Source organism: Neisseria blantyrii (assembly GCF_962747855.1).
In the GTDB taxonomy this organism is placed as follows: domain Bacteria; phylum Pseudomonadota; class Gammaproteobacteria; order Burkholderiales; family Neisseriaceae; genus Neisseria; species Neisseria viridiae.
The window spans coordinates 76072-91722 of sequence record NZ_CAUIZY010000004.1 but is presented as its reverse complement, the minus strand read 5'-3'; the positions used below and the strand labels follow the sequence as shown (position 1 = coordinate 91722).

17 protein-coding genes and 2 pseudogenes are annotated in these 15651 nt (G+C 49.3%); 3 read left to right on the top strand and 16 right to left on the bottom strand.

Translation table 11 applies throughout. From position 1 onward, the window contains the following. Positions 1 to 13: 13 nt before the first annotated feature. The 11 genes and pseudogenes from Q9J80_RS05115 to Q9J80_RS05070 form a co-directional block, all read right to left on the bottom strand. The gene (locus tag Q9J80_RS05115) at positions 14 to 658 is read right to left on the bottom strand and encodes a DedA family protein (protein ID WP_304671581.1); all 645 of its coding nucleotides are present in this window, start codon (positions 656 to 658) and stop codon (positions 14 to 16) included. 80 nt (positions 659 to 738) lie between these two features. Then, entirely contained in the window at positions 739 to 1449 is a 711-nt protein-coding gene (locus tag Q9J80_RS05110; RefSeq protein ID WP_301673356.1) for a class I SAM-dependent methyltransferase, read from the bottom strand. A gap of 4 nt (positions 1450 to 1453) precedes the next feature. Further along, on the bottom strand, positions 1454 to 1846 hold the full coding sequence (locus Q9J80_RS11015; RefSeq protein ID WP_500796406.1) for a hypothetical protein: 393 nt from the start codon (positions 1844 to 1846) through the stop codon (positions 1454 to 1456). Between the two features lie 42 nt (positions 1847 to 1888). Next, positions 1889 to 2275 (bottom strand): annotated as a pseudogene (locus Q9J80_RS11010) (glycosyltransferase family 2 protein); the annotation flags it as partial. 95 nt (positions 2276 to 2370) lie between these two features. Next, positions 2371 to 2742: a GtrA family protein gene (locus Q9J80_RS05100; RefSeq protein ID WP_301673355.1), complete on the bottom strand. Its 372-nt coding sequence runs from the start codon at positions 2740 to 2742 to the stop codon at positions 2371 to 2373. 1 nt (position 2743) lies between these two features. Then, positions 2744 to 4276, bottom strand: coding sequence for a hypothetical protein (locus Q9J80_RS05095; RefSeq protein WP_301673354.1), 1533 nt, complete (start codon positions 4274 to 4276; stop codon positions 2744 to 2746). Between the two features lie 322 nt (positions 4277 to 4598). Further along, positions 4599 to 6062, bottom strand: coding sequence for an IMP dehydrogenase (gene guaB, locus Q9J80_RS05090; protein ID WP_301673353.1), 1464 nt, complete (start codon positions 6060 to 6062; stop codon positions 4599 to 4601). Positions 6063 to 6247: 185 nt separating this feature from the next. After that, positions 6248 to 6358: pseudogene (locus Q9J80_RS05085) on the bottom strand (IS1595 family transposase); the annotation flags it as partial. 28 nt (positions 6359 to 6386) lie between these two features. After that, on the bottom strand, positions 6387 to 6848 hold the full coding sequence (locus Q9J80_RS05080) for an Imm42 family immunity protein (protein WP_301673352.1): 462 nt from the start codon (positions 6846 to 6848) through the stop codon (positions 6387 to 6389). Positions 6849 to 6944: 96 nt separating this feature from the next. Next, positions 6945 to 9503, bottom strand: a complete 2559-nt coding sequence (glnD, locus tag Q9J80_RS05075) for a [protein-PII] uridylyltransferase (RefSeq protein ID WP_301673351.1) — start codon at positions 9501 to 9503, stop codon at positions 6945 to 6947. Positions 9504 to 9551: 48 nt separating this feature from the next. Then, positions 9552 to 9872, bottom strand: a complete 321-nt coding sequence (locus Q9J80_RS05070; RefSeq protein WP_301673350.1) for a helix-turn-helix domain-containing protein — start codon at positions 9870 to 9872, stop codon at positions 9552 to 9554. Between the two features lie 14 nt (positions 9873 to 9886). Here Q9J80_RS05070 and Q9J80_RS05065 point away from each other — a divergent pair, with 14 nt between their 5' ends. Continuing rightward, complete coding sequence (locus tag Q9J80_RS05065) at positions 9887 to 10156, top strand: hypothetical protein (protein ID WP_301673349.1); 270 nt, start codon at positions 9887 to 9889, stop codon at positions 10154 to 10156. Between the two features lie 39 nt (positions 10157 to 10195). Here Q9J80_RS05065 and bfr (Q9J80_RS05060) read toward each other — a convergent pair whose 3' ends face one another. From bfr (Q9J80_RS05060) to Q9J80_RS05040, 5 genes are all read right to left on the bottom strand, one after another. Further along, complete coding sequence (gene bfr / locus Q9J80_RS05060; RefSeq protein WP_003752420.1) at positions 10196 to 10669, bottom strand: bacterioferritin; 474 nt, start codon at positions 10667 to 10669, stop codon at positions 10196 to 10198. A 27-nt stretch (positions 10670 to 10696) separates the two neighbouring features. After that, entirely contained in the window at positions 10697 to 11161 is a 465-nt protein-coding gene (gene bfr, locus Q9J80_RS05055; protein WP_002219259.1) for a bacterioferritin, read from the bottom strand. A 467-nt stretch (positions 11162 to 11628) separates the two neighbouring features. Further along, a complete protein-coding gene (gene lipA / locus Q9J80_RS05050) occupies positions 11629 to 12612 on the bottom strand; it encodes a lipoyl synthase (RefSeq protein ID WP_003752416.1) in 984 nt (327 codons plus the stop codon). Continuing rightward, positions 12605 to 13228: a lipoyl(octanoyl) transferase LipB gene (lipB, locus tag Q9J80_RS05045; protein WP_301673348.1), complete on the bottom strand. Its 624-nt coding sequence runs from the start codon at positions 13226 to 13228 to the stop codon at positions 12605 to 12607. Before lipB ends, lipA begins: the two co-directional genes overlap by 8 nt. Position 13229: 1 nt before the next feature. Continuing rightward, on the bottom strand, positions 13230 to 13505 hold the full coding sequence (locus tag Q9J80_RS05040) for an HP0495 family protein (RefSeq protein WP_002237935.1): 276 nt from the start codon (positions 13503 to 13505) through the stop codon (positions 13230 to 13232). Between the two features lie 182 nt (positions 13506 to 13687). Here Q9J80_RS05040 and Q9J80_RS05035 point away from each other — a divergent pair, with 182 nt between their 5' ends. Both Q9J80_RS05035 and Q9J80_RS05030 read left to right on the top strand, forming a co-directional pair. Continuing rightward, positions 13688 to 14758, top strand: coding sequence for an AI-2E family transporter (locus tag Q9J80_RS05035; protein ID WP_301673347.1), 1071 nt, complete (start codon positions 13688 to 13690; stop codon positions 14756 to 14758). A gap of 248 nt (positions 14759 to 15006) precedes the next feature. Further along, positions 15007 to 15630 carry an FAD synthetase gene (locus Q9J80_RS05030; RefSeq protein ID WP_301673346.1) on the top strand — a complete coding sequence of 208 codons (624 nt, stop codon included), beginning with the start codon at positions 15007 to 15009 and terminating at the stop codon, positions 15628 to 15630. Positions 15631 to 15651: the final 21 nt, after the last annotated feature.

Genomic DNA, 15651 nt, shown 5'->3' with positions numbered 1-15651 from the left:
CAATTCCCAACAGTTAACGTTTGGATTTTGCCGCAAGTTTGGCGCGGGCGATTTCGATGATGCCGGGCAGGACGGAAACAATAATGATGCCTCCCATTACCAAGCCCAGATTGTTTTTCACGACGGGGAAGTTGGCAAAGAAATAGCCTGCATAAGAAAACAGGATAACCCACAACACGCCGCCGATGATGTTGTAGCGGATAAATTTAGCATAGTGCATTTTCCCCATACCGGCAACAAAGGGGGCAAAGGTGCGGACGATGGGCACAAAACGGGCAATGATGATGGTTTTCCCGCCGTGTTTTTCGTAAAAACGGTGGGTTTTATCGAGATATTCGCGTCGGAAGATTTTAGAATCGGGATTGGCGAACAGCCTGCCGCCGAAATATTTGCCGACGGTAAAATTGAGCGCGTCGCCGAGTATGGCGGCAAACATCAACAACACAACCATCAAATGAATATCCATACCACCCAGCGCGGCAATACCGCCGGCCGCAAACAGCAGCGAATCGCCCGGTAAAAACGGTGTAACAATCAGGCCGGTTTCGCAAAACACGACGACAAATAAAACGGCGTAAATCCAAATGCCGTATTGCGCCGACAGCGCAAGAAGGTGTCGGTCGATATGGAGGATGAAGTCGATGGCGGAGGCAAGCACGGTGCGTTCCTAAAAAAACAGACCGCGTATTTTAACCGATTGGAAAAATGCCGTCTGAAAAGTTTCAGACGGCATTGGTTTTATTTTTTCCTTGCAAGGCAAAAGGCGGTCAGCCCCGCGCAGCGGTTGCTTTTTTGTATGCAGATTTCAAGGCGGCATATTGAAGCCAGTATGCGGTTGATGACGGGATGGTGCCGCATCAGTTGGGATTTGGGATTTTGTCCGGATCTCAACCGTCCGAGCAGGCGGACGGTTGCGGCAAGGGGGAATACTGCGCCAAAATAATAGTTCCCCCCGAGGACGGACAGCCCGGTGCTGCGGATTAAGTTCTCTAGCTGTGTCAGGCGGTAGCGGCGGTAATGCCCCAAAAATTCGTCGTGCCCGCTCCATAGGGACTGGAAGGCGGGTACGGAAATCAGGAATTCCGTACCGGAAGGGACTTTTTCGATATAGTCCTCAAGCATTGCCTTGTCGTCTTCGACGTGTTCCAAAACATCCATCATCAGAACCAGGTCGGCATCGCTCATGCCGATGGTGCGGCGGAAATGAATCGGTTTGCCGCGATATGCCTCATCTTTTTCACCCGTGTAGGCGGTGTCGATGCACAATGCTTCGCGTATATCGGAATTTTCCAGCAGGAAGTGTGAAAAAAAGGCGGAGCCTGCGCCGACATCCAGCACTTTGCGGAAGGTTCTGCCTTTTAAAAGATTGGCAACGGCAAGTGCTTTGGATGCGTAATACCAATGGCTGTTGATGCTGTCGCCCAAAATACCGCTTTCTTTCACATCCATTTTATTATCCTTTCTTTCGGTTTTTTAAAATATATCGGGGACGCTGTTTGGTTTCGATATAGATACGTCCGATATATTCGCCGAGTATGCCGATACCGATGAGCTGGATTCCGCCGAGAAACAGGATACAGGCCAAAAGCGACGGGTAACCGGGAATATCTTTTCCATAGACGAGCGTTCGGAGAATAATCAATGAGCCGTATAAAAATGCGGTAAATGCAAACAAAAAGCCGATATACGTCCATATTTTGAGCGGGACGGTCGAAAATCCGGTAATGCCGTCCCAAGCGAGATTCCAAAGTTTCAAGGCATTGAATTTGGTATGGCCGATGATGCGTTTCGGACGGGTGTATTCGACAACTTCCCCTCTGTCCGGCCAGGAAAGCAATCCTTTCATAAAGAGGTTTCGTTCGGGCATTTTGATAACGGTGTCGATGATGTCGCGTGAAATTAGTCGGAAATCGCCGATATTTTCTTCAATTCTGACGGGGCTGATTTTATTGTAAAGTTTATAGAAGAAGGACGCGCTCCATCTTTTGAGCGGATGGTCTTGCGCCCGCCCGATGCGTTTTGCCAATACGGTTTTTGCGCCGGCACGCCATTTTTCGAGCATAGTCGGAATCAGCTCTATGGGGTCTTGAAGGTCGACGTCAATCGGAATGGCGGCATTGCCCGATGCGTGTTCCAAGCCGGCGAAAAGGGCGTTTTCCTTGCCGAAATTGCGTGTAAAGTGCAGCGGTTTGACCAAGGGGTCTGCAAGGGCGAGGTTTTCCAAAACGGTTTCCGTATTGTCTGTGCTCCCGTCGTTGCAGAAGACGATTTCGACTTCGTATTTTTGAAGCCCCCTGCTTTCCCTAACGGCACGCTAGAAGATCGGAATGGCGGCTTCTTCATTCCACACCGGGACGATAAGCGATATTTTCATGGTTTTCCTTTTGTTTGGGCAAAAACAAGGTAACTCGAGCACAGGTAGCCATATATCAGACTGATGGCGGAAAATCCGACGGCAGCGACCTGCGGCGGCATAGCAAGGGCATCCGATGCCAAACCGCTTGCCGATGCCGCAAAACCCATAAGCAGTACGAAACAGGCATAGCGTTTGAAGGAAGCTTTTGTACCGAACGTCCATCTTGCATTTGCGGCAAAACCGAATGCTGAGGCTGCGGCAAATGCCGTGAGGTTTGCGGCGGCGGCGGAATATTGCCGGCTTGACAGCACGGTAAAAACGGCGATATGGATTAGGGTGCTGATGATGCCGACCGTGCCGTAGCGCGCGAACCGTTTGAGCCGCATATCAATGCCGTCTGAAAAGCGACCATTCCCCTATGGTCTTGATATGGGAAACACGGGAGCAGGAGGGATTGGCGGCAAGCAGTTTTTCCAATGCGTCCGACGTATGGTTGGCGGTCAGGATAAGCAGGTAGTCATAGCGGCGGCAGTCTGTTTTCCGGGTCAGGTTATATTCGGACAAAAACCTGACTTGACTGTACCCGTCATACATTTCTTTCATTTTCATGCGGACGGGCATAGCGTGCGCCGAGGCAAAGCTGTAATCCGCCCACCCCTGCCTTTCGGCCTGATACCATTGTGCGATATGGAAGAACTCTCCGCCCGAAGTCAGGCTGCTTTCGCTGATGGACAAGGGGTCGTTGACAGTCAGGACTTTTTTGCCGTTTTCCATCATTTGGGAAATCTTTATAAAATCAGCCAGCTTCTGCGAGCGGTCAAAAAGGACGTTGTTAAGGTAGGCTTTGCCCGTTAGCGCGGCGATGCATAAGGCGGACAACAGGCAGGCTGCTTCCGATATTTTTGCTGCGGTCCTGCCCGGCGTTTCCGGTTTCTTTTCCCAAATCAGATAATAAAAAATAGGGACGAACAGGGCGAAGCGTTCGTAAAGGAAGCTGGTTTGAAAGGTAAAATGAGGCATCAGGAAATAAACCGCAAGACAGGCAAGCAGCGGGACGTACCGGCTTTTTTCCCGAGTGGGGCGACAGTTTGCCGCTATGGGGGCGGCAAAGAGGAAAAGGCAGGCAATGTCGTAGTAGAACAGGACCGACATATTCCAAGGCAGGTAGGCAATTTCCAGTATTTTGTCCCAAAAGGAATGTTGGATAAAGTTGTCTTCAAATGCCTTATAGGAGACGGGGTTGGGTTTTGCGGTATAACGTGCCAAAAGGGCGGCGAAAAAGAGATAGGCGGCTGTCAGGGAAAAACGCTGTTTCCAAGGGATTTCTTTGATTCTGAAAAGAAAGTATCCGTATGAAAGCAAGCAGAAAAATGAAAAGGTCAGAATATGGGAGAAGTACGACCATATCCCCAATGCGGCAACGGCGGCAAGCATCTTTGCCGAGGGATTTTCAATCCAACGCTTGTTGGCAATGAAAAACAGTATGCCGACGGGAATGCCCATAATGTAGCCGACAAAGCCCCATTGAAAGGCAAATCCGAAAAAGCAGGTCAGCGCGACCCAGTCGGTCATCCTTTCCGCCCCCATTTCCTTCCTCATTTTGACTGCCGTATAAATGAAAAATAAAAATTCGAGGGCGACCAAAGCCTTGGAAGAAGCATTAATGCCCATAAACTGATACAGCGCCAACCATAGGGCGTAAACGGTCAGATAAGGCGTATCCCAATTTATTTGCAGCATATCTGCCCACGGACTGCGGTGTTTGAGCAAATCATCCAAGGCGGCAACCTGCGCGGCGTGCTGCGGCAGGTCGTTCATCGGCAGGTATTTCGGATAAAACAGGAAACATACTGTTGCAAGGACGGTAAGGAAAAACAGCCTGTTTTGTATTTTGTCGGATAAAGGTAGTGCGATGTTCATCAAAATTTTCTTGGTTGTTTCATTCCTACCCGTCAGGATATTAGTATGTTTGAAAGGTAAGCTTTTCTAAATTGGGACGCACATAGGACCGAACTGTATGTGTGTCCCGTGGTATGGCAGTTGGCTTTTACATAACAAAACAATTGTTACGGTTGACATAATAAAGAAATCTGGGGGGGTAGATTTGCAGACTATATTTAACCTATTTTTAATAATTATTATATATTTTAACAATTTAGAGGCGTTCAGATAAAAAAAAATGCCGTCTGAAACCCGGAAATCAGGTTTCAGACGGCATTTTGCCTTGAAGAGGCTGTTTAAATCAGCGGTGGTAATTTGGTGCTTCTTTGGTAATTTGAACGTCGTGAACGTGCGACTCGCTCATACCGGCAGAAGTGATTTCCACAAATTCGGCTTTTTCGTGCATTTCGGCAATATTGGCGCAACCCAAATACCCCATGCTGGAGCGCAGGCCTCCTGTCAGCTGGTGAATGATGTTCACAATCGGGCCTTTATAAGGAACGCGGCCTTCGATGCCTTCGGGGACGTATTTGTCGGTGCTGTCGGTTTTGTCTTGGAAGTAGCGGTCGGCAGAACCTTGGCTCATTGCGCCGAGCGAACCCATACCGCGATAGGATTTGTACGAGCGGCCTTGGTAAAGTTCGATTTCGCCCGGTGCTTCTTCCGTGCCTGCAAACATACCGCCGAGCATTACGCTGTACGCGCCTGCGGCGAGGGCTTTGGCGATGTCGCCGGAGAAGCGGATACCACCGTCGGCAATCAGCGGAACGCCCGTGCCTTTGAGGGCTTCGGCAACGTTGTGGATGGCGGTCAGTTGGGGAACGCCTACGCCTGCCACGATACGGGTGGTGCAAATCGATCCCGGGCCGATACCGACTTTGACGGCATCCGCGCCGGCGGCGACCAAATCCAATGCGGCTTTGGCAGTGGCGATGTTGCCGCCGATGACTTGGATGTGCGGATAGGTTTCTTTGACCCAACGCACGCGGTCGATCACGCCTTGGCTGTGTCCGTGGGCGGTATCGACGACAATCACGTCAACGCCTGCTTCGACCAGGGCTTTGACGCGTTCTTCGGTGTCGCCGCCGGTGCCGACTGCCGCACCGACGCGCAGACGGCCTTCGGAATCTTTGTTGGCATTAGGAAATTCGGTGGTTTTTAAAATATCTTTGACGGTAATCAGACCTTTAAGCTCGTCTTTTTCGTTCAGAACCAAAACGCGTTCGACTTTGTGCGTGTGCATCAGTTCGCGCGCTTCATCTATGCTTGTGCCTTCGGGGACGGTAACCAGACGTTCGCGCGGGGTCATAATGGCGGAAACGGACAAATCGACGCGGTTTTCAAAACGCAGGTCGCGGTTGGTTACGATGCCGACGACTTTGCCGTTTTCAACGACGGGCAGGCCGGACATTTTGCGTTTGCGTTGGGCGCGCATTTCCAATACTTCGCGGATGAGCGTCGTCGGCGCAACGGTTACGGGGTCTTTGACCACGCCGCTTTCGTGGCGTTTCACTTTGGAAACGGCGCGCGCCTGCATTTCGGGCGTCATGTTTTTATGGATGATGCCGATGCCGCCTTCCTGTGCCATCGAAATGGCGAGGCGCGCCTCGGTAACGGTATCCATCGCGGCGGAAAGCAGGGGGAGGTTGAGTGTGATTTCGCGGGTGAGCTTGGTTTGAAGTTTAACGTCTCGCGGCAGCACGGTCGAATGTGCGGGAACCAACAAAACATCGTCGAAAGTATAGGCTTTTTCTACGATACGCATAATGCTTGGTCTTTCAGTTTGTGCAAGATGCACGGCATTATAGCACGTTACCGGCGGCTTGACAGTTTATTAGGTTTAATTTTGGTCCCCTTTGAATAGCCCGGTTTTCCTTTGCCGACCACTGTTGCTCCCGTTCTTTCAATTTCAGGAAAAGCTTTTTTCTGATTTTTGGTAAGTGGCGCAGTTATTGAAGCCTTATATCGGGTGGTAACTTCCAGCACAAAAAAGTGGAGTAGTTCTTTCTGTATTTTTTCTTTAATTTTCAGTATATTATCTTCATATTTCGAGGGTAACATATCTGCTAATCTAGTATAGCCCCATATATTATAGATTCAATTGAAAAATAACAGATTCAACTGTACCTTTCTTATACCTGATTTCTTTAAAGTTTTTCCCATTGTCAAAACTATAAAAAAGTCTCTCTTCCTCACCAGAATATCCCATTTCTAATACTAAACAATCTATTTCACAATTACGCCCTCCACTCATATATGTAGTATCAATAGAAAATATATTGCATAATTCCAGAGAATTATATTTATCTATATCAAATAGTTGCTCTCCAAAATCCAAACCATTATTTCCACCTGCATAATACTTCTCTTCAAAGGATGATTTCAAACTATTAAAAACTGTATTTAGCGTAAAATATCCATATGGGCATATCTTAGGATATATATTCTCTCCTATTATTATCTGAATTTTTCCATAAATAAAACCATTACATTCAGAGTTTTCTTCCCATAAAATCCCAAATTTTCTTGTTGAGTCCGTAATAATATTCATATAAATCCTTATGTTAATGAATTATTTACAATATCCCCCGCCTTCAGACGGCATACGGCGCGGCGGCGGGATGCCGTCTGAAAACCGGCAGGGTGCTTATGTCAACTGTTCCAGCAATGCCTGTTTCAGGGTAGATTGGATTTTTGGGTTTTTCAGGTCGGGGCTGAAAACGGTAAAACTGTCTTCGACACGTTCGTCCAACGTGGAGATTTTGGCGTAGCGCAGGCTGACGTTGTGGGCGAAAAAGACTTCCGCCATATCGGCGAGCAGGAAGGGGCGGTTGACGGCGGTGATTTCGACGGAGTACCAGTCGGGATAGTCTTCTTCGGGGGTAATGGTGATGCTTGGCGCAATCGGCATGTAGCGGCTGCGGCGGCTGATGCGGCGGCTGTGACTGGAGGTTTCGGCAACGGTGTGTCCGTGGATGAAGCTGTTGAGTTCGGCTTCGAGCGCGCTTTGGATGTCGGGATAGTCTTCGGGGGAGTGCTGTGAGGGGATTTGCACGATGAAGGTGTCGAGGATGTAGTCGTGTTCGGTGATAAAGGCGCGGGCGGCGAGGATGTCGAAGCCGTGGCGGCTGAAGATGCGGCAGAGGCGGGCGAACAGGCGCGGGCCGTTGGGCATGAAGACCATGACTTGAAAGCTGTTGCTTTTGGGCAGGATGCGGCTGCGGACGATTGGGGTTTCAAAGTCGTGTACGAGGTTGGCAGCATGCCACAGGATTTCGCGGGACTGATGGCGGGCAAAGTAGGCGGAACCGAGTGCGTTCCAAAGCTTTTTCTGCTGTTTTTCAGGGACGGCGGCGCGGGTGAGCAAGTCGGCGGCTTCTTGTTGGCGGCGGCCGAAGAGGGCGTGCGGGTTGCCGCCGTTGCCTGCGAGGTAACGTCCGGCGGCATGGAACAGGCTTTCCAACAGGCTGGCGCGCCATGCGTTCCACAGTTTAGGATTGGTGCCGCGTATGTCGGAAATGGTCAGAAGGTAGAGTGCGCTGAGGCGTTCGTGGGTTTGCACGCGTTTGCAGAAGGCATCGAGTACGTCGGGGTCTTGGATGTCTTCTTTTTGGGCGACGGTGGACATAAGAAGATGGTTTTCGACCAGCCAGGCAAGCAGGTCGCTTTCTTCTTCGGTCAGGAAGTGGTCGGCGGCAAATTGGCGCGCGTCTGCGATGCCTTGTATGGCGTGGTCGCCGCCGCGTCCTTTGGCGATGTCGTGGAAGAAAGCAGTAAGGTAGAGGATGTCTTGTTTTTCAAAGGACTGCATCAGCGCGGAGGCGTAAGGCAGCTCGTGGCTGTGCATATCCAAGGCAAGGCGGCGGACGTTGCGGACGACGGCGAGGATGTGATCGTCCACAGGATAGATGTGGAACAAGTCGTGTTGAAGCAGACCGACGATTTTTTCCCACGCGGGCAGATAGCGACCCAACACGCCGTAGAGGTTGAGAAAGCGCAGGGTTTGAGTCAGCCCGTTGCCGCTGCGGAAAAAGCCGACGAAACGGCGGCGGTTTTCGGGATTTTGGTAGAAGCTGCGGTTGATTTTGCGCGTCGCACCCCACCAGGCGCGCAGGGTTTGCGGTTCGAGTGCGGTAATGTCGTTGCGCTGCTGCATGATTTCAACGATTTTGAAAATGTGTTCGGGTCGTCTGAAAAAAATATCGGTGTGCCGCGCGGCGATTTGGTTGTTGACTTGGATGTAGTCGTCGTCAATCCGCAGGGTAACGCGCATCGGGGTGGAAGAAACGCGGCTTTGCAGCATGGGCGTGAGGATGCCGCTCAGTTGTTTGACGGTTTTAATCGCGCGGTAAAACACGCGCATCAGTTCTTCGCTTTGACGGCGGAGGTTCAAGCCTTGATAACCCATACTTTCGGCGACTTGCGGCTGCAAATCGAACAGCAGGCGGTCTTCGGCGCGCTTGGCGTTTAAATGCAGATGGATGCGGATATGGGCGAGGCGGCGGTAGCCGTGTGAAAGCATACCGGCTTCAGTGCGCGTCAGAATGCCTTGTTTGACCAGCGCAGGCAGGTTGGTCGCCAAGCCTTGTGCTTTCGCTATCCAAAGCAGGGTGTGGATGTCGCGCAGACCGCCGGGACAGCTTTTGATGTTTGGTTCCAACACCGCTCCCGAACCTTGCGATTTGGCATGGCGGTGTTCTATCTCCACCAATTTTGCTTCGATAAATGCCGCTACATTGCGTTGCGCGTTCATTTTTTCGGCCAATTCGTCTGCTGTTTGGCGGTTACCGAACAAAAACCTAGCCTCTAAAAACGCTGTGTCCCCCATAATATCATTGCGCACGCTTTCGCACAGTTCGTCAATGCCGCCGCTTTTTACAGACGGCATCAGTTTGCAGTCCCACAGGGTTTGGACAAACCGGGCAATCTGTTCCTGAATGCCGTCTGAAAGCGGGGCAGGGGAGACAACCGCCAAATCCACATCCGAACAGGGATACAGTTCGCCGCGCCCGAAGCCGCCCACCGCCATCAGGCATAACGCGCTGTTTTGAAAATGTTCTACCCACAATGCCGCCAGTAAGGTTTCGACTGCCGCCGTATATTCCCTGAAAAATACCGACACGCGGTTGGCTTTCAAATAATGCGCTTCGGCGGCATCGCGCTGCTGTTTGAAGGTTTCCAGTGCTGAAGACAGGTTTGCAGGCATTTTTATTCTTTCGATTGGCGGGAAAAAGGGAGGCGGATGGTTCGGCGGTCAAATACCGCTTTCAGACGGCATTTGTCGGGTATCGGTGGAATTGGTCATCAGGTTCAACCGTTCCTGCGGCGGCAGCAGCAACTGATACGCCGCCACGCCCAAAGCCGCCGCCACTTTTTCGATATTCGACAGGGCGATGTTCCAGCGTTTGCGCTCGACTGCCGACACATAAGTCCTGTCCAAACCGCATTGCCGCGCCAATTCTTCTTGCGACCAGCCCTTGTTCACGCGGAAAAGCCGCATATTGTATGCCAATACCGCCCGCAAATCCTGTTCGTCAGGCAGTTCGGCAGGCAGAGTTAATTTGTTGCCCATCATTTGTTTCCAGATAAATGGTTAAAGTTAAGCATTTGCTGTTACGGATTTTACTTCACATAAAAGCCAAAAAAAGGGGTGGCGACAGCCACACCCAAACACACACACATCAAGAGGAAAGAGGTAAAATCAAGACAGATTGGGAAACAGCAAACAAGCAATCTAGATTTCATGTCGGTATTATCAAACAAAAACCGTTATCGAGTATTGATTCAAATCAATTTCGATTTTGTTCGCAATCCGGTAAAGAAAAACGGCATATCCGTTTATATGGATATGCCGTCTGATGGTGAAGAGAACTGCTATATTTGGCAGTGGTTTGTGTTTTAGTCCTCTTGCGCCGCTGTTTGCAGGTAGTTCGGCAAACCAATTTTGCCAATCAGTTCCTGCTGGGTTTCGAGCCAATCGATGTGTTCTTCGTTGGTGTCTTTTTGTTTTTCCAACAAATCACGGCTGACGTAATCCTGTTGCGCTTCTGCTGTAGCGATGGCGGCAAGCAGGGCTTCGTGTTTTTCTTGTTCTTTGGTCAAATCGCAGGCAATGATTTCTTCGGTAGATTCACCAATCAGAAGCTTGCCCAGTTCTTGCAGGTTTGGCAGGCCTTCGAGAAACAGAATGCGCTCGATCAAATCGTCGGCAGCTTTCATTTCAACGATGGACTGTTTGAAGAAATGTTCGCCCAGTTCTTCAAAGCCCCAGTTTTTCAAAATACGGGCGTGAAGGAAATATTGGTTGATGGTTATCAGCAGCAAGCCTAAGTTTTTGTTCAGCTCGCGGATAACCAAACGGTCGCCTTTCATACGGACTCCTTTTATTCCGAATACGGATTACAGTTGGCTTTGGTAGTAGTTGCCTTCGCCAATCAACTCAATCAGGCGAAGCTGCTGTTCCAGCCAGTGGGCGTGGTCTTCTTCGGTATCTTTCAGTTGGGCAACCATCAGGTCGCGCGTAACATAGTCTTGAGCCTCTTCGCACAGTTTGATGCCTTTTTTCAACGCATCACGTACTTCATATTCGGTTTGCAGGTCGGCTTTGAGGCAGGAAACCACGTCCGTACCGATATTCAGTTCGGCGCGTGCCATTTTCGGCGTACCGCCCAGCATCAGGATGCGTCGGATAAAGTCTTCGGCGTGTGTGGTTTCTTCTTCCATCTCGTGGTTGAGACGCTCAAAAAGTTTAGTGTAGCCCCATTCGGAGTAAAGTCGGGAGTGGATGAAGTATTGGTCGCGCGCCGCCAACTCGCCGGACAACAATTCGTTCATGTAATCTAAAACTGCTTGATTGCCTTGCATAATATTTCTCTTTTCTTAATTTGGGTTTCGTGTGGTTAAACAGTGGATGTAGCACTGTTCGGGATGCGTGCATTGTATGCAAAAGCTGTCGGCATGACAAATTTTCTATTTAAAATACAAACAATTATCAAAAGAAATAGGGCGTATTCCCCGATGCCTGCCAAATCAGTATGCTGTTTTTTATCGGTTTTTTGTGCTGTTAAAACTAAGAATCCATATCATCCATAAAGAACATTTACACTTGTTAACCATAGCGAAAAGCAAATACTGTACGGTTTTTTATCAAATTTTATAATGAATCGTTCTCATTAACTAACAGATTCTTTTGAGATTATCGGATTTTGGGAATAAATTATGCCGTCTGAAGGGCTTTCAGACGGCATAGTCGGCTAACACGGGTGCAGCTTGCGGCAAACGACGCGGCAGGCGCAGGGAATCGTTCTTCACTTTGGCGCGGTGTTCCGAGTTTAATGATGCCCGCAACCGCCGTGGCTTTCGCGTAAGGCTTCGGCAGCCTGTTCGTCGGCGTGGTAGCTGGAACGTACCATCGCACCGATGGCGGCATTGGTAAAGCCCAGTTCGTATGCTTCTTTTTCAAATATTTTGAATTGTTCGGGCGTAACGTAGCGCAAGACAGGCAAGTGGCCGTCTGAAGGCTGGAGGTACTGTCCGATGGTAATCATCTCGATATTGTGCGCCCGCATATCGCGCATAATTTCACGCACGTCTTCGTCGGTTTCTCCTAAGCCGACCATAATGCCGGATTTTGTGGGAATATGCGGCATCATTTCTTTATAACGTTTTAATAAGTCTAAAGAATGTTGATAATTGGCACCGGGACGGGCTTTTTTGTACAGGCTCGGATGGGTTTCCAAGTTGTGGTTCATCACGTCGGGCGGGGTTTCGGCAAGGATTTTGAGTGCGATGTCCAAGCGGCCGCGGAAGTCGGGGACGAGGATTTCGATTTTGGTGTTCGGGCTGGTTTCGCGGATGGCTTTGATGCAGTCGGCGAAGTGTTGGGCACCGCCGTCGCGCAGGTCGTCGCGGTCAACCGAGGTGATGACGACGTAACGCAGGTTCATGGCTTTAACGGATTCTGCAAGGTTTTTCGGTTCGTCAGGGTCGAGCATATTGGGGCGGCCGTGTCCCACGTCGCAGAACGGGCAGCGGCGCGTGCAGATGTCGCCCATAATCATGAAGGTCGCCGTGCCTTTGCTGAAGCATTCGCCGATGTTGGGGCAGGAGGCTTCCTCGCAAACGGTGTGCATTTTTTGTTCGCGCAAAATGTCTTTGATTTCAAAGAATTTGCGCGATGGGAGTTTGGCGCGTATCCATTCGGGCTTTTTCAGTTTTTCCTGAAGGGGGACGACTTTGATGGGGATGCGGGCGGTTTTGTCCGCGCCTTTGAGTTTGATGCCGCGTTTGGGGTCGTCGGTTTTGATTTCACTCATTGTTATCTGCTTTCGGTGTGAGTTGTGTTTTAAGATGTGTGGTCAGCTTGGCGGCGACTTCGTCCAGCGTGGGGCAGGGGTGGACGAGGTCGGCAATTTGCGTCATTTCCATACCGGCATAGCCGCAGGGGTTGATATGGGTAAACGGCGAGAGGTCCATATTGACGTTGAGCGCAAGCCCGTGATAGACGGAGCCGTTTTTGATACGCAGCCCCAGCGAGGCTATTTTGCGTTCGCCGACGTAAACGCCGGGGCGTTTGGGGTCTGCCGCCGCTTCAATGCTGTATTCCGCCAATGTGGCGATGATGCTGTTTTCAAGCGCGGAAACGATGTTGCGGACGCTGGTTTTGCGCCGTTTGAAATCAATCATCGTATAAACGACCAATTGCCCGGGCCCGTGATAGGTAATCTGCCCGCCCCGGTCAATCTGGATAACGGGGATGTCGTCCCTAATCAGCAGGTGCTCGGGTTTTCCCGCCAGCCCTTGTGTGAACACGGGGGGATGCTCGACAACCCACAGTTCGTCTTCAGTATCGGCATTACGTCCGGCATTAAAGGTTTTCATTGCCTCAAAAGTCGGCAGATATTCAACCAAACCTTTATGTATGATTTTCATCTCAAAGTACCACTTTGACCAGTTCGTGCGAAGTCAGCGCGCGGTAGATGTTGTCCAATTGTTCTTGGTTTTCAACTTTTACTTGTACAGTGGCACCGGTATAGTTGCCTTTGCTGCTCGGACGCGTGGTGATGTGGTGAGCCTGCGTGTCGGGGGCGTGAAGGCGGACGGTTTCTAAAACCGCTTGCTCGAACTCGGGATGCACCGCGCCCATTACTTTTAATGGGAAGGTGCAGGGAAATTCGATGAGGGATGTTTTGTTTTCTTGTTCGGTCATGATGTGCTGCCTTATCGTGTACGGTATGCCGTCTGAAAGCGGGTTTGCCTTTCAGACGGCATCAGATATACGGTATTTTAGCCCAAACCGTGATAACAGGCTATCGGAACGGCACGGGCTTTATCTGCGATATAACCCGTTCTGCTATAATAATGATGAAAATGGTTTCCGGACGGGTTGTTATGTATCAGAAAAAAAAGCAGAGTATCAAACCCTGGGTTGGTGCGGGGGTGTTCCTTACGGTCTTGATATGGCTGGCTTTCGCACTTGGCGACACACTGGCTCCCTTTGCGGTTGCGGCAGTGTTGGCGTATGTGTTGGATCCTTTGGTTGAATGGTTGCAGAAAAAAGGTTTCAACCGTGCCGTTGCTTCAATGACTGTAATGGTTTTTGCCTTGCTGCTGCTTGCGGTGCTGCTTTTGATTATTGTCCCTATGCTGGTCGGACAGTTCAACAGCATGGTATCCCGTTTGCCCCAACTTGCAGGTTTTATGCAAAATACGCTGTTGCCGCTGTTGAAAGACACTGTGGGCAATTATGTGGAAATCGATCAGGCATCCGTTATCGCATGGCTTCAGGCGCATACGGGCGAGTTGAGCAACGCGCTTAAGGCGTGGTTTCCCGTTTTGATGAGGCAGAGCAGCAATATCGTCAGCAGTATTGGCAATCTGCTGCTGCTGCCGTTGCTGCTTTACTATTTTCTGCTGGATTGGCAGCGGTGGTCGTGCGGTATAAGTAAACTGGTTCCGAGGCGTTTTGCCGATACTTATACGCGTATTACAGGTAATTTGAACGAGGTATTGGGCGAATTCTTACGCGGTCAGCTCCTGGTGATGCTGATTATGGGCTTGGTTTACGGCTTGGGGCTGGTGCTGGTCGGGCTGGATTCAGGATTTGCCATCGGTATGCTTGCCGGTATTTTGGTATTTGTCCCTTATCTCGGTGCGTTTACGGGATTACTGCTTGCCACTGTTGCCGCCTTGCTCCAATTTGCTTCGTGGAACGGCATCTTGGCTGTCTGGGCGGTTGTTGCCGTCGGCCAGTTTCTCGAAAGTTTTTTCATTACGCCGAAAATCGTGGGAGACCGTATCGGCCTGTCGCCATTTTGGGTTATCTTTTCCCTGATGGCATTCGGACAACTGATGGGCTTTGTCGGAATGTTGGCAGGATTGCCTTTGGCCGCCGTAACCTTGGTCTTGCTGCGCGAGGGCGTGCAGAAATATTTTGCTAGCAGTTTTTATCTGAACAGGTAAGGCATTGACGAAGTATAAAGTTTCCCAAAGGGATATTTTGTTTTTATCCGAAAATGCAGTATGGATACCTGCAGTCCGCGTCCGTTATCAAATAAAGGGATGGGGATAAACATATTAAGACTTTCTTGTAGATGATTTGAATAAGATAGCATTACCTGAAAATAAAGTGAAAACATAGGACCCAAATAGATTACGACCTGTTATTGCCGCCCCAACTAAAGCAACAAATCAATTTGGTATTCGTCCGTATGATTTTAGAAATTTTGAAAACCAAATCATTAAAGGAAGTGGAAAAAATGGCAGATAATTTATCTTTTTATGAGTGGGTTAGAATCGAGAGAGAAAGACTTCTTATCAATGCTTTTCCCGATTTTATCAAGAATTCTTATGGTGAAACCTATGTAATTGAATGTGATGGCAATGTGGAGGAAGTTAGGAAATTAGTAAAAGAAGTGTTGTTTGTATTCAATAATTTGTATATGAAACATAAATGGATTGATGATATAGAACAATGGAAAGCAATTTTACCGCATCAATTTACCAAAAATTTTGCACGAGAACTCACAATAGAAGAGGTGGAAAAAGAACGTGATTGGTTCTATTCATTAGCATATAAGCAAAAATTAGAAGAAGCTAAAAAGGCAGCATACGAACCCTGGCGATTGAGTGACTGGGCAGAAACTATGCATCCTGAGAACAGAGTTTGGTTTTGGTGGGGAGACACAATTCTTGGAGAACGAACTAAAGATAATTATTTTGTTGTTGCTATTAAACTTTTAGATGATTATTATTCATTTAATCCTATTAAAATCTTTTTTAAAAATTGTGGAGCAAAAAATATTTCTAATATAAGTCAATATGACTTATATTAGAAATGCTGCTAATTTTGAGAT

What these genes read in the sequence shown, in the direction of transcription:
- Q9J80_RS05110 (WP_301673356.1), bottom strand. Translation starts at nt 1,449, where the DNA reads ATGGATGTGAAAGAAAGCGGTATTTTGGGCGACAGCATCAACAGCCAT.
- Q9J80_RS11015 (WP_500796406.1), bottom strand. Translation starts at nt 1,846, where the DNA reads ATGAAAGGATTGCTTTCCTGGCCGGACAGAGGGGAAGTTGTCGAATAC.
- Q9J80_RS05100 (WP_301673355.1), bottom strand. Translation starts at nt 2,742, where the DNA reads ATGCGGCTCAAACGGTTCGCGCGCTACGGCACGGTCGGCATCATCAGC.
- Q9J80_RS05095 (WP_301673354.1), bottom strand. Translation starts at nt 4,276, where the DNA reads ATGAACATCGCACTACCTTTATCCGACAAAATACAAAACAGGCTGTTT.
- guaB (WP_301673353.1), bottom strand. Translation starts at nt 6,062, where the DNA reads ATGCGTATCGTAGAAAAAGCCTATACTTTCGACGATGTTTTGTTGGTT.
- Q9J80_RS05080 (WP_301673352.1), bottom strand. Translation starts at nt 6,848, where the DNA reads ATGAATATTATTACGGACTCAACAAGAAAATTTGGGATTTTATGGGAA.
- glnD (WP_301673351.1), bottom strand. Translation starts at nt 9,503, where the DNA reads ATGCCTGCAAACCTGTCTTCAGCACTGGAAACCTTCAAACAGCAGCGC.
- Q9J80_RS05070 (WP_301673350.1), bottom strand. Translation starts at nt 9,872, where the DNA reads ATGATGGGCAACAAATTAACTCTGCCTGCCGAACTGCCTGACGAACAG.
- Q9J80_RS05065 (WP_301673349.1), top strand. Translation starts at nt 9,887, where the DNA reads ATGGTTAAAGTTAAGCATTTGCTGTTACGGATTTTACTTCACATAAAA.
- bfr (WP_003752420.1), bottom strand. Translation starts at nt 10,669, where the DNA reads ATGAAAGGCGACCGTTTGGTTATCCGCGAGCTGAACAAAAACTTAGGC.
- bfr (WP_002219259.1), bottom strand. Translation starts at nt 11,161, where the DNA reads ATGCAAGGCAATCAAGCAGTTTTAGATTACATGAACGAATTGTTGTCC.
- lipA (WP_003752416.1), bottom strand. Translation starts at nt 12,612, where the DNA reads ATGAGTGAAATCAAAACCGACGACCCCAAACGCGGCATCAAACTCAAA.
- lipB (WP_301673348.1), bottom strand. Translation starts at nt 13,228, where the DNA reads ATGAAAATCATACATAAAGGTTTGGTTGAATATCTGCCGACTTTTGAG.
- Q9J80_RS05040 (WP_002237935.1), bottom strand. Translation starts at nt 13,505, where the DNA reads ATGACCGAACAAGAAAACAAAACATCCCTCATCGAATTTCCCTGCACC.
- Q9J80_RS05035 (WP_301673347.1), top strand. Translation starts at nt 13,688, where the DNA reads ATGTATCAGAAAAAAAAGCAGAGTATCAAACCCTGGGTTGGTGCGGGG.
- Q9J80_RS05030 (WP_301673346.1), top strand. Translation starts at nt 15,007, where the DNA reads ATGATTTTAGAAATTTTGAAAACCAAATCATTAAAGGAAGTGGAAAAA.